This is a genomic window from Paracoccus niistensis (assembly GCF_042432925.1).
Taxonomy (GTDB): domain Bacteria; phylum Pseudomonadota; class Alphaproteobacteria; order Rhodobacterales; family Rhodobacteraceae; genus Paracoccus; species Paracoccus niistensis.
The window spans coordinates 167,069-182,413 of the sequence record NZ_JBHLWE010000009.1 but is presented as its reverse complement, the minus strand read 5'-3'; the positions used below and the strand labels follow the sequence as shown (position 1 = coordinate 182,413).

General features: G+C 69.9%; 14 protein-coding genes and 1 tRNA gene. 4 read left to right on the top strand and 11 right to left on the bottom strand.

Features of this window, described 5'->3' with window-relative positions:
* Positions 1–120: 120 nt before the first annotated feature.
* From msrQ to clpB, 3 genes are all read right to left on the bottom strand, one after another.
* The gene (gene msrQ, locus ACFFII_RS03525; RefSeq protein ID WP_377697510.1) at positions 121–726 is read right to left on the bottom strand and encodes a protein-methionine-sulfoxide reductase heme-binding subunit MsrQ; all 606 of its coding nucleotides are present in this window, start codon (positions 724–726) and stop codon (positions 121–123) included.
* A complete protein-coding gene (gene msrP / locus ACFFII_RS03520; RefSeq protein ID WP_377697509.1) occupies positions 726–1,595 on the bottom strand; it encodes a protein-methionine-sulfoxide reductase catalytic subunit MsrP in 870 nt (289 codons plus the stop codon). Before msrP ends, msrQ begins: the two co-directional genes overlap by 1 nt.
* 119 nt (positions 1,596–1,714) lie before the next feature.
* Complete coding sequence (gene clpB / locus ACFFII_RS03515) at positions 1,715–4,339, bottom strand: ATP-dependent chaperone ClpB (protein ID WP_377697508.1); 2,625 nt, start codon at positions 4,337–4,339, stop codon at positions 1,715–1,717.
* Positions 4,340–4,489: 150 nt separating this feature from the next.
* Here clpB and pyrF point away from each other — a divergent pair, with 150 nt between their 5' ends.
* Positions 4,490–5,173, top strand: coding sequence for an orotidine-5'-phosphate decarboxylase (pyrF, locus tag ACFFII_RS03510; RefSeq protein ID WP_377697507.1), 684 nt, complete (start codon positions 4,490–4,492; stop codon positions 5,171–5,173).
* A gap of 50 nt (positions 5,174–5,223) precedes the next feature.
* A complete protein-coding gene (locus tag ACFFII_RS03505; RefSeq protein WP_377697506.1) occupies positions 5,224–5,961 on the top strand; it encodes a DUF998 domain-containing protein in 738 nt (245 codons plus the stop codon).
* Between the two features lie 4 nt (positions 5,962–5,965).
* On the opposite strand, the gene ACFFII_RS03500 is transcribed toward ACFFII_RS03505, so the two are convergent.
* Complete coding sequence (locus ACFFII_RS03500) at positions 5,966–6,415, bottom strand: NUDIX domain-containing protein (RefSeq protein WP_377697505.1); 450 nt, start codon at positions 6,413–6,415, stop codon at positions 5,966–5,968.
* Positions 6,412–7,287 carry an N-formylglutamate amidohydrolase gene (locus tag ACFFII_RS03495; protein WP_377697504.1) on the bottom strand — a complete coding sequence of 292 codons (876 nt, stop codon included), beginning with the start codon at positions 7,285–7,287 and terminating at the stop codon, positions 6,412–6,414. Before ACFFII_RS03495 ends, ACFFII_RS03500 begins: the two co-directional genes overlap by 4 nt.
* 149 nt (positions 7,288–7,436) lie before the next feature.
* Between ACFFII_RS03495 and ACFFII_RS03490 the strand changes: the two genes are divergently transcribed.
* A tRNA-Val gene (locus ACFFII_RS03490) sits at positions 7,437–7,511 on the top strand.
* An 82-nt stretch (positions 7,512–7,593) separates the two neighbouring features.
* Positions 7,594–7,719, top strand: a complete 126-nt coding sequence (gene ykgO, locus ACFFII_RS03485; RefSeq protein WP_090757091.1) for a type B 50S ribosomal protein L36 — start codon at positions 7,594–7,596, stop codon at positions 7,717–7,719.
* 64 nt (positions 7,720–7,783) lie between these two features.
* On the opposite strand, the gene ACFFII_RS03480 is transcribed toward ykgO, so the two are convergent.
* The 6 genes from ACFFII_RS03480 to ACFFII_RS03455 all read right to left on the bottom strand — a co-directional run bounded on the left by ACFFII_RS03480 (position 7,784) and on the right by ACFFII_RS03455 (position 15,315).
* The gene (locus tag ACFFII_RS03480) at positions 7,784–9,547 is read right to left on the bottom strand and encodes a peptidoglycan-binding protein (RefSeq protein WP_377697503.1); all 1,764 of its coding nucleotides are present in this window, start codon (positions 9,545–9,547) and stop codon (positions 7,784–7,786) included.
* Positions 9,548–9,629: 82 nt separating this feature from the next.
* Positions 9,630–11,105 (bottom strand): peptidoglycan-binding domain-containing protein, encoded by a 1,476-nt coding sequence (locus ACFFII_RS03475; protein ID WP_377697502.1) that lies wholly within the window; start codon positions 11,103–11,105, stop codon positions 9,630–9,632.
* Positions 11,106–11,130: 25 nt separating this feature from the next.
* Positions 11,131–12,348, bottom strand: coding sequence for a phenylacetate--CoA ligase family protein (locus tag ACFFII_RS03470; protein ID WP_377697501.1), 1,218 nt, complete (start codon positions 12,346–12,348; stop codon positions 11,131–11,133).
* Positions 12,345–13,115 (bottom strand): methyltransferase, encoded by a 771-nt coding sequence (locus ACFFII_RS03465; protein WP_377697500.1) that lies wholly within the window; start codon positions 13,113–13,115, stop codon positions 12,345–12,347. The genes ACFFII_RS03470 and ACFFII_RS03465 overlap by 4 nt, the downstream gene beginning before the upstream one ends.
* Before the next feature lie 11 nt (positions 13,116–13,126).
* Positions 13,127–13,975 (bottom strand): ABC transporter ATP-binding protein, encoded by an 849-nt coding sequence (locus ACFFII_RS03460; protein WP_377697499.1) that lies wholly within the window; start codon positions 13,973–13,975, stop codon positions 13,127–13,129.
* A 56-nt stretch (positions 13,976–14,031) separates the two neighbouring features.
* Entirely contained in the window at positions 14,032–15,315 is a 1,284-nt protein-coding gene (locus tag ACFFII_RS03455) for an ABC transporter substrate-binding protein (RefSeq protein WP_090757086.1), read from the bottom strand.
* Positions 15,316–15,345: the final 30 nt, after the last annotated feature.

The following is a 15,345-nucleotide window of genomic DNA, read 5'->3' as shown; positions in this document are numbered from 1 at the left end:
TCCCTCCCAGCGTCCCCGCCGTTCGGTGAAGCGGTATCTAGGGGACACAAACAGAGAGGGCAAGCGGAATCTTCAAAAAAGTTTCACCCACCCGCAAGAAAACGTTCATCTGCCTGATTTTCAATCACTTCCTGCCCGCAACCCCACACGCCTCCGCAGCAGCGGCAGCCTGAAGGCCAGAAGAACAGCCACAGCCAACAGAATCATCAGGGGCTTTCCAGGCCAGATCTTGTAGGCCAGCAGCCAATGGAAGACGGCCATAGGCGCCGCCAGATAGACCCACCGATGAATCGCCCTCCATCGGACCGGCCCCAGCTTCCGGATCACGGCGTTCGAGCTGGTTGCGGCCAGCACCAGCAGAATCACCAGCACGCCCATCCCGATCGTCAGATACGGACGCTTGGCAATGTCCTTCAGCATCTGAGACCACAGCAGTCCCATGTCCAGGACAGCCCAGGACAGCATGTGCAGCCCCGCATAGCTGGCGGCCAGCAGGCCCAGGGGGCGGCGGAACTTGACCAGATTCACCCGCGCCATCCGCAGGATCGGCGTGATGCAAAGCGAGGCCAGCAGGAAATAGACCGCCGTGCGGCCCAGCCGGTGCTCGATGTCGCGAACCGGATCGATGCCGAGGTTCCCCGCCAGCGTATCCCAGACCAGCAGGGCCAGCGGCAGAGTGCCCAGCGCCCAGACGACGCCAGTCGGCAGGCGGCGGATGCGGTCCATCAGTAATCCCGCGCCAGATCCATGCCGGCGTACAACTGCGCGACCTGGTCGCCGTAGCCGTTGAACATCAGCGTCTCCTGCCGCCCGCCCAACAGGCCCGCGCCGATGCGCCGCTCGGTCGCCTGGCTCCAGCGGGGGTGGTCCACGGTCGGGTTCACATTGGCGTAGAAGCCGTATTCGCGTGGCTGCATCGACTGCCATGTGGTGACGGGCTGGCGGTCGGTCAGGGTGATCTTCACGATGCTCTTGATCGACTTGAAGCCGTATTTCCACGGCACCACCAGCCGGATCGGGGCGCCGTTCTGGTTCGGTATCGGCTTGCCGTAAAGCCCGATGGCCAGGATCGTCAGCGGGTGCATCGCCTCGTCCAGCCGCAGCCCCTCGCGGTAGGGCCAGTCCATGCTGTTGCGGCGCTGCTCGGGCATCTCCTCGGGACGGTAAAGCGTCTCGAAGGCCACGAACTTCGCCCCCGGCTGCACGCCCGCCTTCTGCAGCACGCCCGCCAGCGGCACGCCCAGCCAGGGGATCACCATGCTCCAGGCCTCGACGCAGCGCAGGCGATAGATGCGCTCCTCGACGGCGTTCTCGGGGGCAAGGTCGGCGACCGAATAGCTGCCGGGCCGGTCCACCAGCCCGCCGATCTCGACCGCCCAGGGGTTGGTGGTGAGTTGGCCCGCGTTATCCGCCGGATCGGTCTTGCCGAAGCCGAATTCGTAGAAATTGTTGTAGTTGGTGATCTGCTCGAAGCTGTTCGGCTCCTCGACGGCCGCCAGAGCCGGGACGGCCGCAGCCACGCCCAGCCCCGCCATGAAGGCGCGGCGGTTCAGGAACAGCGCTTCGGGCGTGACGTCGGACCAGGACAGCTTCATGGCATTTCCCCTTGGGTGGCGTCGCGAAAACGCAGACGACAGCTTCGATGATCCTGCCCGCGCCATCACGTTCCCGGCAAGGAAAAGACCCCGGCCCGTGAAGGCCGGGGCCGATCCCCTTATTGCAGAACGACGTCGGCGGGGCGGTCGCTGGCGCCGCGTGCACCCGCGCTGACGCGGTTGCCCACGATCAGCCCCTCGGGGCCGGCGGTGACCGTCACGGTCTGGCCGTCCATCACCTCGCCCGACAGCAGCATCTCGGCCAGCGGGTTCTGCAGGCTGCGCTGGATCACCCGCTTCAGCGGCCGGGCGCCGAAGACCGGGTCATAGCCCTCGTCGGCCAGCCACATCCGCGCGGCGTCATCCAGTTCCAGCGCGATCTTGCGATCCGCCAGCCGCTTTTCGAGCGCACCGAGCTGGATGTCCACGATCCCGTCCATGTTGGCGCGGCTGAGCCGGTGGAAGATGATGATCTCGTCCAGCCGGTTCAGGAACTCGGGCCGGAAATGCGCTCGGACCGCGGCCATCACCTCGGCCCGCGCGGCCGACGAATCGGACCCTTCGGGCAGCTGGCTCAGCGCCTGCGCGCCGAGGTTCGAGGTCAGGATGATCAGCGTGTTCTTGAAGTCCACGGTGCGCCCCTGCCCGTCGGTCAGCTGGCCGTCGTCCAGCACCTGCAGCAGCACGTTGAAGACATCCGGATGCGCCTTCTCGACCTCGTCGAACAGGATCACCTGATAGGGACGCCGCCGCACGGCCTCGGTCAGGACGCCGCCCTCGTCATAGCCGACATAGCCGGGCGGGGCGCCGATCAGCCGGCTGACCGAGTGCTTTTCCATGAACTCGGACATGTCGATGCGGACCATCGCCGAGTCGTCGTCGAAGAGATACTGCGCGATGGCCTTGGTCAGTTCGGTCTTGCCGACGCCGGTGGGACCCAGGAACAGGAAGCTGCCCAGCGGTCGCTTGGGGTCGTTCAGCCCCGCGCGCGCCCGGCGGACGGCGTTCGACACGGCGGTCACGGCTTCGGACTGGCCGATGACGCGCTTGCCCAGCACCTCCTCCATCTTCAGCAGCTTGTCGCGCTCGCCCTCCATCAGCTTCGAGGTCGGGATGCCGGTCCAGCGCTCGACCACCTCGGCGATCTGCTCGGGGCGGACAGCTTCCTCGACCAGCGGGCCCTCGTCCTGGCCCTCGCTCTCGGCCAGCTGTCGCTCCAGCCCCGGAATGATGCCGTAGGACAGTTCCCCCGCGCGGGCGAGGTTGCCCTCGCGCTTGGCTTGCTCCAGCTCGGCACGGGCCCGGTCCAGCTGTTCCTTGATGTTGCGCGAGCCTTCCAGCTTGTCGCGCTCGGCCTGCCAGCGGGCGGTCAGTTCCGCTGACTGCTGCTGCAGGTCGGACAACTGCTTTTCCAGCCGCTCCAGCCGGTCGCGCGAGGCCGAGTCGTCCTCCTTCTTCAGCGCCTCGGCCTCGATCTGCATCTGCAGGATCTGCCGGTCGAGCGCATCCAGTTCCTCGGGCTTGGAATCCACCTCCATCCGCAGGCGGCTGGCCGCCTCGTCCACCAGGTCGATGGCCTTGTCCGGCAGGAAGCGGTCGGTGATGTAGCGGTGGCTCAGCGTCGCAGCCGCCACCAGCGCCGCGTCGGAAATGCGGACGCCGTGGTGCAGTTCGTACTTCTCCTTAATGCCGCGCAGGATCGAGATGGTGTCCTCGACCGTCGGCTCCTGCACCAGCACCGGCTGGAAGCGCCGGGCGAGCGCCGCGTCCTTCTCGATGTACTTGCGGTATTCGTCCAGCGTGGTCGCACCGACACAGTGCAGCTCGCCCCGCGCCAGCGCCGGCTTGATCAGGTTCGCGGCATCCATTGCGCCATCGGTCTTGCCCGCACCGACCAGCACATGCAGCTCGTCGATGAAGAGGATGATTTCCCCGGCGGCGGCCTCGATCTCCTTCAGGATGGCCTTCAGGCGCTCCTCGAACTCGCCGCGGTATTTCGCGCCGGCGATCAGCGCGCCCATGTCCAGCGCCATCAGCTTCTTGTTGCGCAGCGACTCGGGCACGTCGCCGTTGACGATGCGCAGCGCGAGGCCCTCGGCGATGGCGGTCTTGCCGACGCCCGGCTCGCCGATCAGCACCGGGTTGTTCTTGGTGCGGCGGCTCAGCACCTGCATGGCGCGGCGGATTTCCTCGTCGCGGCCGATGATGGGATCGATCTTGCCCTCGCGCGCCGCTTCCGTCAGGTCGCGCGCATATTTCGAAAGCGCCTCGAAGGTGTCCTCGGCACTGGCCGAATCCGCCGTCCGCCCCTTGCGGATGTCGTTGATCGCGGCGTTCAGCGACTGCGCCGAAACCTTGCCCGCATCCAGCGCGTCCTTGGCGCGCGTGTTCACCATGGCCAGCGCCATCAGCACGCGCTCGACCGGCACGAAGCTGTCCCCGGCCTGCTTGGCGATCTTCTGCGCCTCGTCCATCACGCGGACCAGCGCGCTGTCGACGTAAACCTGCCCGTCGCCGCCTGAAACCTTGGGCTGCTTCGCCACCGTCTCGTCCACGGCGCGGCGCACCGCCGCCGCGTCGCCGCCCGCGCGGGTGATCAGGTTGGCGGCCAACCCCTGGTCGTCATCCATCAGCGCCTTCAGCAGATGCTCGGGCAGCACGCGCTGGTTGCCCTCGCGGATCGCGATCGTCTGCGCGGCCTGCAGGAACCCGCGCGACCGCTCGGTGAACTTTTCCATGTCCATCGGCAAATCTCCCTTCCAGCCCCCGCCTTGAGCCGCCCGTCGTGGCACGGCCCCTCGCGGGTCTCACAATCCAGATGTGCGCCCCCGAACAGGGTTTCAAGTCGCCGCCGACCATGCGAAAAGCCGCTGATTTCGCTGGTGGAGGCCCCCATGGACGACAGATTGATCGTGGCGCTGGACCTGCCCAACGCGCTGGCCGGGCTGGAGCTGGCGAACACGCTGGGCGATGCCGTGTCCTTCTACAAGATCGGACTGGGAATGCTGACCGGGGGCGGCCTCGCGCTGGCCAACGAGCTCAAGCAGGAACACGGCAAGCGCATCTTCCTGGACATGAAGCTGTTCGACATCGGTGCGACGGTGGAAGCGGCCGTGCGCGGCCTCGCGCAGTTCGACCTCGACTTCCTGACCGTCCACGGCGACCCCCATGTGGTGCGCGCCGCCAAGGAAGGCGCGGCGGGCAGCGACCTCAAGATCCTCGCCGTGACGATCCTGACCTCGCTCGACCGGACCGACCTCGACGCCGGGCTGATGCAGGCGGGCGAGTTGCACGACCTGACCGTGGAACGCGCCGCCCGCGCCTTCGAGGCCGGGGCCGACGGCGTCATCGCCAGCCCGCGCGAGGCGGCAGCGATCCGAACCCTGCCCGGCTCGCGCCTGATCGTGACCCCCGGCGTGCGGCCCGCAGGCGCGGCCCTTGGCGACCAGAAGCGGGTCGAGACCCCCGCTGCGGCGCTGGCGGCCGGGGCCGACCACATCGTCGTCGGCCGCCCCGTCTGGCAGGCGGCGGACCCCCGCGCCGCCGCGCAGGCGATCCTTGCGGAAATCGCTCGCTGACGCGAGAATCGTGCTAGCCTGCACCCCTTGGGCAAGGAGCGGCGGGAACCATGCTTGACGGCGATCCGGGCGGCCGGGTGGAGCGGGCCGAGAACGACCTTGTCCTGTCCTTCCTGCGGGTGCGGCGCGCGATCGGCCTTCTGGGCTATTTCCTGCCCCCCGCGCTGCTGATCTACAGCCTGGTCTGGGGCGAGGGCCTGCTGCCCAGCATCTCGGCCTATTACTATTCCCCCATGCGCGAGGTTTTTGTCGGCACGCTGTCGGCCATCGCGGTCTTCCTGTGGAGCTACGAGGGGTATCGCCCCCGTCCCGGCGAATGGCTGAGCGACCTCATGGCAGGGCGCGCGGCCTCTCTGGGGGCGCTGGCGGTGGCGCTGATCCCGACTGCGCCGGACGTTCCGGTCGCCTGCACCCTCAGCCAGTGCGTGCTGGGCTTTTCGGTGTCCGGCACGCTGCACTGGCTGGGGGCGGCGCTGTTCTTCGGGGCGCTCGCGCTTTTCTGCCTGGTGCTTTTCGTGCGCGGCGCCCATCCCGATGCGGAAAAGGCCGCCAGCAACGGCATCTATCGGGCCTGCGGCTGGATCATCCTTGGCGCACTGGCGCTGATCGCGCTGATCCTGCTGTCGCCCGGCGCGGTCAAGACGCAGCTTGCGCCGCTCAGGCCCGTCTTCTGGCTGGAAACCATCGCGACCTTCGCCTTCGCGACCTCGTGGATGGTCAAGGGCGACGCGATGAAGCCGGTGGTCCGGGCGCTCGCCCATGCCGAGGCGGGCCCGCGCGCGCCCTGAAGCGTCAGCGCGCCAGCCCCAGCATCTCGGCCACGATGGCGGGGAAATGCGGAACCGCGCGGGGATGCGCCACGAACTCGGCCACGGGCATCAGCCGCAGCTCGGCCCCCTCGTCGCCCAGGGTCGCGGCGGCAGCCTCGGCGGGCGTGATCTCGGCGTGGAAATACCAGCCCGCGCGGCCGGGCTTGTGGGGCAGCTCGCGCGCCTGCGCCGCCATCAGCCGGACGGGATCCAGCCGCAGGCCGGTTTCCTCGGACAGCTCGCGCAGGGCGCAGGCTTCGGGCGTCTCGTCGCCCTCGCGCGCGCCGCCGGGCAGATCCCAGCAGCCCGGCCAGTTGATCGTGGGGATGTCGTCGCGGCGCAGGACCAGCAGGCTGCCCTCGCAGGTCAGGACCAGCTTGGCCCCCTTCCACCGCATCCGCTCGGGCATCATCGCCGGCTCGCCCCCGCTCATTCGGCGGCCAGCGGCAGCCCGGTGCCGTCCAAAGGCAGCCGCGCGATCCACGCGATCACGCCTTCCAGCCGCGCGGCCAGCTCGTCGAAGCCCGCATGGGGCCGCAGCGCGCCCTCGTCCATGTAAAGCGACCGGTCGATCTCGACCTGCACCACATGCCGCCCCCGCAAGGGCCGGCCATAGGTCGCCGCCACATGGGCGCCCGCGAAGGGAGAGTTCCGGCGCACCCGGAACCCGGCATCGGCCAGGGCGCGATGCACGGCCTCGCTGACGGCGGGGTCGGCCGAGGCGCCGTTGCGGTCGCCCAGCACGATCTCGGGCGGCGGGGCCTGCAGGTGCAGCAGCGCCTCGCGCGGCATGGAATGGACATCGATCAGGACCGCCCGGCCGTGGCGCGCGACGGCCTCGGCCATCAGTGATTCGAGCGCCGCGTGATAAGGCCGCCACAGCGCCCCGATCCGCCGCTGCGCCTCGGCGGCGCTCAGCTTGCCGCGGCGAATCGCGCGGCCCTGCGCCACCACGCGCGGGATCACCCCCAGCCCCGACTGGATGCGGGGGTCCGTCCGGCGCGAGGGCGTGCCCTCGATCGCGGCCGGGTCCAGCTCGTCCGCGCCCCGGTTCAGGTCCACCACGCAGCGCGGCACCCGGGCCGTCAGCGTGACGGCGCCTGCCGCCACCGCGGGCGCGATCAGCCGGTCCACGAAGGCGTCTTCCGAAGATCGCAGCACATGGGGGTCCAGCACCGATTCGGCCAGGAACCAGTCGGGATAGTCGCGGCCGGAATGGGGCGAGGCGAAGATCACGCCCCCCGCCCAGTCTGCCGGCCGCATGACATCAAAGGTCGGGCCGGTCGCGGCGGGCATCGGGATCATCGGCGGCGGCCTCTCATCGTCCTTGCGTTTCGCTGTATAGCCGAGCGTCCCTGCCTGAAAAAGGGCACTTGCAGGGGCGGGACACTGGCCTTATAGACACGCGGACCAACGCGATTCCGTTCCCGCAAGGAAACAGGATCACCTGGCACGGGCGGTTAGCTCAGCGGTAGAGCACTACGTTGACATCGTAGTGGCCACTGGTTCGATCCCAGTACCGCCCACCATTCTTTCGCCGCCCCCGGCATGTCACCGGGGGCATTTCAGTTTCAAGGCGCGATGCGAGCGCCGCGAAGAGGGAGAAAACCGATGAAGGTTCGCAACTCGCTGCGTTCGCTGAAAGAGCGTCACCGGGACTGCCAGATCGTGCGCCGCAAGGGCCGCGTCTATGTGATCAACAAGACCAACCGCCGCTTCAAGGCGCGCCAGGGCTGATCGCCTTTCGGCCTGGTCCGACGACACCGAACGCCCGCAGCCCCGCGCTGCGGGCGTTTTCCGTTCAATCCTGCCCCAGCAGCGTGTCGGCCAGCAGCCGCACCATGGTCGCCTGGTTCAAGTAACCCGAGGGCCGCAGGTTGCGCGCCGCCTGGTAACGCCGCAGCGCCGCCCGCGTCTTCGGGCCGAAGTTCCCGTCGGGCGCCCCGGCCCCCAGCCCCAGCGCGTTCAGCCGCATCTGGACCGCCTGCCGCACCGGGGCGGCCAGGTCCAGCCTCGCCTCGGCAGCCTGGTCACGGGCAAGCTGGCCTTCCAGCGCATCCAGCGCCGCCCTTGCCTCGGGCGCGCGCGGGCTTTGGGGATACTTGCCCAGAAACTCGCGCCAGCCCGCGGCGCTGCCTTCGGCACGGGCGCGGGCCCATGCGTCCTCCTCGCCGTGGTTCATCCGTGCGGCCTCGGCCAGCACCGCCTGCGCCTGCACCGCAAACAGCCCCTGCGGATAGCGCGCGAGATAATCGCGCGCACCCGCCTCGCCCCGATTCTGGCTGCGCTCCCAGGCCTCGCGGTCGGCCGCCGCCTCCACCTCCTGCCGCGCCAGCGCCTCGGCCTCCAGCCGGCGCGCGCGCTCGCCCGCCTGCCGCGCCAGCAGGTCGACCTGCGCGCCTGTCAGATAGCCCGTGGGCTCGGCGCCCGCGTTGCGCTGGAAGCGTTCGATCGCCGCCCGCGTCAGCGGCCCGAAGCTGCCGTCGATCCCGTCGGTGTCGTAGGTCAGCAGCCTCAACTGCCGCTGGACCCGCGCCCGCTGCGCCCGGTCAAGGTTCAGCGCGGCTTCGGCCGCCGCGGGGCTGCCGGTCGGAGCGGCGGGCGCCTGCAACTCGGCCATTCGCCCGCGCGCGGCACCCGCAAACAGGCTTTGCGGCCATTTGTCCAGGAACTCGGCATAGCCCTCGGCCGAGTTCGTCCGCTTGGCCCGCGTCCAGGCCGCCATCTCCTCGGGGCCCGGCTGGACCACGTCCTCCAGCCGCTGGGGCGCGTGCTCGAGCCGCCTGCGCGCCTCGGCCGCGTTGGCGCCCTGGGGATGCTTGTCCAGATACGCGCGCCAGCCCGCCGCCGTGTCCGTCACAACGGCGCGCGCCCAGGCCTCGGCCTCTCCCGGCTGGGCGGGTGCGGGGGCGGGCACCACCACGGGGCGCGCCCCCGGGGTCTCGCCCTGCGACACAAGCCGCAGCGACTCTCCCTGCGCCAGGGCCTGCGCGACCGACGCACCGGGCCGCGCCAGCACGGCGGCCGCCCGTCCGATCCCGTCGGTGTAGCCCGCGATCACCGTGACCCTGCCCGGGCCCGCGACCCGGCCCAGGTTGGGCCACAGCCCCTCGCCCGTGTCGAAGACGCGCGCGTCGGTGCCCAGCAGCAGCACGGCCGGACCCCGGCCGCCTTCCATCAGCTCGGTCACGACCGACAGCGGCACCCCCGCCGTCCCGACGCTGGAAAGCGATTCGCGGCCCGCCTCGCGCCCCAGGAACCAGCTTTCGCCCTCCGAGCGCGCAAAGCGCCCCATCAGCACCACGATCCGCGCGCCGGGGTCGGCATCGCTGGCCAGAAGAGAACGGAGGGCGGCGCGGACGCCGTCCGCCGTCAGGTCCCGTCCCTCGGTCACGCGATAGCCCTGCTGCCGCAAGGACGTCATGGCGGCCTCGGGGCGCACATCCGCCACGTCCGGCAGATGGTCATAGGCGCGGTTGGCGATCACCACCGCGCGGTCCTCGGCCCAGGCCACCCCCGCCAGCGCAAGGACGCAGGCGGCAAGGGCCAGGCGTAGCGGTCTCATCATCATGGCGTCTCCCCGGTGCGTTCCAGGGCACAAGGGGCGGGACGGGCGTCGGGTTTCCTCCGCCCCGTCCCGCCCCTTCTCAGTTCCGCCGCTGGGCGCGCAGCCGGGCCAGCTGGTCCGCGTTCAGGTAGCCCGTGGCCGCCAGCCCGTTGTCGCCCTGCCAGGCCGAGATCGCCCGCCGCGTCCCGGACCCGAAGCGCCCGTCGATGCCGTTCGGGTCATAACCCAGCGCGCTCAGCCGCGACTGCACCTCGGTCCGGCCGATGGCGTCCAGCGCCAGCCGCGCCTCCTCCTCGGCCGTGGCGCCGGGCCCGGGGGTCACGACCGGCACGGCAGGCGCGGCGGGCGTCGAGGTGCCCCCGCGCAGGGCGCTGTACTGCGCGCCCGTCAGGTAGCCCGTCGCGGCCTCGTTCCGCGCCGTCTGCCAGTCCCGGATCGCCCGGCGGGTGCCCGAACCGAAGGTGCCGTCCACCCCCCGCGTGTCGTGGCCCGCCTGCACCAGAGCCTGCTGGACGGCCACGCGGTCCTCGCGCGTCAGGTTCAGCGCCAGTTCGTCCCGCGCGGCCGTTTCCGCGTCGCTGACGGGGCGGCCGGGGGGCGTCGTGCCCGCGTTCATCAGCGCATCCGCGTCGGCGCGGGTCAGGAAGCCTGTCGCGGGCAGGTTGTTGGCCTGCTGCCAGGCGGTGATCGCCCGCCGGGTGCCCGAGCCGAAGGCCCCGTCGATCCCCCGCGTGTCGTGCCCCAGCAGGTTCAGGCGCGACTGGATGATGCGCTTCTGCGTGGCCGTCAGTTCCAGCGCGGCTTCGGTCGCAGCCGTCGCCCCGGTCGCCGGGGCCGAGGGCGCAGGCGTCGCCGGCGTGGGCGCGGGCGTGCCGGTCCGCAGTTCCGCCGCCTGGGCCGAGGTCAGGTAGCCCGACGGGGCATAGCCCCGGCTCGTCTGCCAATCCCGGATCGCCCGGCGCGTGCCCGAGCCGAAGACGCCGTCCACGCCGCGCGTGTCATGCCCCAGCACCGTCAGCCGCGACTGGATCGCGCGCCGGTCCTCGGGGCTGAGATTCAGCGTCGCCTCGGTGCCCGCACCCTCGGCGGCCTGCACCTCGGCGCGGGCGGCCTGGGCGGGCGATTGCGCGGGCGGCACCTCGGTCGCGGGCGTCAGGGGGGTCGAGGTCACGGGGGTCGGCGCCGGCGGGGGCGTCAGCGCGGGCACCGCCGGCGTGGCAGGGGTCGCTGCGGGAGACGTGACGGGGGGCGTCGCGGCAGGCGCCGCGGGCATCCCCGTCACCACGGGCCGCGAGCCCGCCAGCAGCTGTCCCAGCCGCGCCCGCGCCTCGGGCACATGGGCGCCGGCAGGGAAGCGCGTCAGGTAGTTGCGATACGCCTCGGCCGTGCCCTGGGCCTGCGCCGCGCTCCACAGCGCCTCGTCCTCGGCCGAGGGGACCACGCCGCCCGGCACCACCACCGGCGGCTGCTGCGCCGCCGCGCCCAGGGGCGCGCCCAGCGCGATACCTGCCGCCACAAGGGCGGCGAACCGCCCCGTCATCCCGTTTCCGACCATGTCGTTCCCCTTCCTGGGGCCGTCGTCAGCCGTAGCTGCGCCGATCCTCGATCACCTTGCCGTCGTTCGGCAGCGATCCAGGGGCAACCAGCTCGACCCGGCCCTTGAGCTTCAGTGCATCCAGCACCGTCGCTTCGTATAGCGCCGGGTTCTGTTCAAGGGTTTCCAGTTGCACGACCATCACGTCCATTTCATCGCGCCGATCGGCGATGACACGGGCCCGTGACACGTCGGGGTGGCGGGCGACAAGCTGGGCGACCTGCTCGGGGCGGACGAACATGCCCTTGATCTTGGCGGTCTGGTCGGCGCGGCCCATCCAGCCCCTGATCCGCATGTTGGTCCGCCCGCAGGGGCTTTCCCCCGGCATGATCGCGGACAGGTCGCCGGTCGCGAATCGGATCAGCGGATAGTCGGGGTTCAGCGTGGTCACCACCACCTCGCCCACCTCGCCCTCGGGGACGGGATCGCCGGTGCCGGGGCGGACGATCTCGACAATCACGCCCTCGTCCACGATCATCCCCTCCATCGCCTCGGATTCATAGGCGATCAGCCCCACGTCGGCGGTCGCATAGCATTGCAGCGTGGCGATGCCCCGGTCGGCATAGCCCTGCCGCAGCGAGGGGAACAGCGCGCCCCCCGACACCAGCGCGCGGGTGAAGCCAAGCGCCACCCCCATCTCGTCCGCCTTGTCGAGGATCACCTTCAGGTAATCGGGCGTCCCGGAATAGGCCGTGGTGCCGATGTCGGCGGCGGCGCGCACCTGCAGCTCGGTCTGGCCCGTTCCCGCAGGCAGGACCGCCGCGCCGACCGCGCGGGCGGCGCTTTCGAACATCATCCCCGCCGGGGTCAGGTGATAGCCGAAGCAGTTCTGCAGGATGTCGCTGCTGGACAGCCCCGCCGCGAAGGCAAAGCGCCCCAGCCGCCACCAGTCGGCGTCCACCCGGCCGGGTTCATAGATCGGGCCCGGCGACTGGAAGACATGGTGGAACTCGTGCGGGTGGCGCGTGGTGTAGCCGCCGAAGGGAGGCTTCTTCTTCTGCGCTTCGGAGAGTTCCGACTTGCGGATCACCGGAAGACGGGCGAGGTCGGCCCGCGTCCGCACGGCGGCAGGCTCGACGTCACGCAGCGCGCGCGCAAGTGCGGGCGCCGTCTGCGCGTTCGAGATGGCGCGCGCCAGCGCCTCGGCCAGACCGGCCTCGCGCTCGTCCGCGCTGCGGATTTCCAGGTCGTCGTAATGGCTCACGCGCGTGTCCTCGGCAGATTGTCCGTCGGAAAACGGGGGTCGAACAGCACCGCGCCCGTTCCCAACAGGGCGCGCTGCTCGGGCGTCAGAAGGGGCGCACCCTGCGGGACGGCGCGATACCAGCGCTGGCGCGGGTGGAACCAGTCCAGGGCCTCGGCCGACAGGCCCGCGCGGGCGCAGCGCGCCAGCACGTCCTCGCGCGCAAAGCCCACGCAATCGGGATAGATCCAGCCCTCGGCCTCGGCACCGGGCGCGAGGATCCTCCATGCCGGGGTGGATTCGTCCAGCACGGTGAACAGGAACTGCCCGCCGGGATTCAGCACCGGCGCGGCATTGGCCAGCGCCCGGTCCAGCATGGCGCCGCCTGTATGGGAAAACACCGACTGCGCCACGATGAAGTCGAAGCCGCGGCCGAAGACATCCATCCGCATCGCGGGATTGTCGTCGAAACGCGGGCGGCGCAGAGCGAAAGCATCAGCGCCGATTTCCCGCGTCCGCGCCTCGTCGATCAGCCAGCCGTTGGGTTCGATCCCGTGATAGCGGCCGGGCCGCAGGTAGAACATCAGCAGCCGCCCGGCCCGCAGCGAGCCGCAACCGAGATCCAGCAGATAATGGTCCTCGCGCAGCCCCAGCCCGGTCAGCAGCCGGAACTGGGTCGCGCCCATGAAGTCATACTGGTCGGGCGGCCCGACATAGGACCGGTGCCCGCCGCTGCCGGGGCTGTCCAGCCGCGCGGCATCGATCCAGTCGTCGCTGTTGTCGTCCATGAACCCGTCCCTCAGGCCAGCCAGCGCTTGCGGCGGCGGTAGGAGCGCACGTCGCGGAAGGACTTGCGGCCCTCCTCGGCCATGCCGAGGTAGAATTCCTTGACGTCGGGGTTCTCGCGCAGGGCGGCGGCCTCGCCGTCCATCACCACGCGGCCGCTTTCCAGGATATAGCCGTAATGGGCATAGCGCAGGGCGACGTTGGTGTTCTGCTCGGCCAGCAGGAAGGTCACGCCCTCGCCCTCGTTCACCTTCTTCACGATCTGGAAGATCTGCTCGACCAGTTGCGGGGCGAGGCCCATCGAGGGCTCGTCCAGCAGGATCGTCTCGGGGCGGGACATCAGCGCGCGGCCCATGGCGCACATCTGCTGCTCGCCGCCCGAGGTGTAGCCCGCCTGGGACTTCCGCCGCTCCTTGAGGCGCGGGAAATACTCATACACCATTTCCAGGTCGCGCCGGACCGCCGCCGCGCCGTCGGTGCGGGTATAGGCGCCGGTCAGCAGGTTCTCCTCAACCGTCAGGTGCTCGAAGCAGTGGCGGCCTTCCATCACCTGGATGACGCCCTTCTTGACCAGCGCAGCCGGGTCGAGGTCGGTGACGTTCTCGCCCCGATAGGTGATCGCGCCCTTGGTGACCTCGCCGCGTTCGGATTTCAGCAGGTTCGAGACCGCCTTCAGCGTCGTCGTCTTGCCCGCGCCATTGCCCCCCAGCAGCGCCGTGATGGACCCCTTGGGGACCGACAGGCTCACGCCCTTCAGGACAAGGATGACGTGGTTGTAGATGACCTCGATGTTGTTGACCTCAAGCAGCGCCTCGCCCGCGCGGGCAGGGGTCACGGGTGCGGTGGCAACGGCGTCCAGCATGGGCTCGGGCTCCTCGGGGTGGGATGCCCCGGCGGCGGACCGCCGGAGCAAGGCTGTCAGTTGCAGCGCGGCTGGATGCTGTTCTCGGCCGCGAAGGCCTGGGCATCCGCCTGGATCAGCGGCTGCAGCACGTCCTCGTCGGGCTGGATGAAGTCGGTGATCAGCTTCCACTGCTTGGCCGAGGCGTCCCACTGCTGGATCATGCCCATGCCGCTGCCGCCGTGGTTCTGGCAGGACAACTGGAAGGGCTGGCCGAAGCCGGGCAGGCCCAGTTCCGTCATCCGCGCCTCGGTGATCTCGAGCGCCTCCAGCCCGTCGCGCATCTGCGCGGCCGTGATCTCGGGCGTGCCCGCCAGTTCCTGCGCCTTCTTGATCCCCTCGGCGATGATCAGCGCCGCATACATGCCGCGCGAATACATGGCCTTGCCGACATGGGCGCCGCCACCCGAGGCCTTGCCGGTGTCCAGCACATGGGTCTTCAGGTCACCGTAGAAGGGATAATCCATCCCCACGCCGTTGAAGGTCGCGGACTTGTAGCCGTTGGCGGCCGCGCCCGCGGGCTCCACGTCCACCTCGCCGCCGGCCCACCAGATGCCGATCAGGTTCTCCATCGGATAGCGGATGTTCGCGGCCTCCTGGATCGCCGCCTGGTTCATCACGCCCCAGCCGTAGAGGATCACGTAATCGGGCTTCTCGCGGCGGATCTGCAGCCACTGCGACTTCTGCTCCTGCCCCGGGGGATCGACGGGGATCTGGCTCAGGGTGAAGCCGTGCTTCTTGGACAGCTCTTCCAGCGTGCGGATCGGCTCCTTCCCGAAGGCCGAGTTGTGATAGACCAGCGCGATGGTCTTGCCGTTCAGGTCGCCCCCGTTCACGTCCAGCAGGTGCTTGACGATGACCGAGGCGCCGTCCCAGTAGTTCGCGGGCGGGTTGAAGACCCACTGGAAGACGCTGCCGTCCTTGGCCGAGGTCCGCCCGTAGCCCGGCGTCACCATCGGGATGCCGTCGGCCGCGACCTTGGGGATCAGCTGGTAGGTGATGCCGGTCGAGAAGGGGTTGTAGACCAGCGCATTGTTGCCCTTGGTCGATTCGTAGCACTCGACCCCCTTCTCGGTGTTGTAGGCGGTCTCGCATTCGGGCGTCAGGATCTTCTGCCCGCCGATGCCGCCGTCGCGCTCGTTCAGCAGGGTGAAATAGTCGTTGAAGCCGTCGGCATACTGGTTGCCGTTCGCGCCGTAAGGGCCGGTGCGATAGCTCAGGTTCGGCACGGTCAGGTCGGCAAGGGCCGGGGCTGCGGCCATCATGGCGGCGGCGACGGCGGCAGCGAAGCGAAGTTTCATCAGTTTCCTCCCAGAAGATTTATGGTTGTG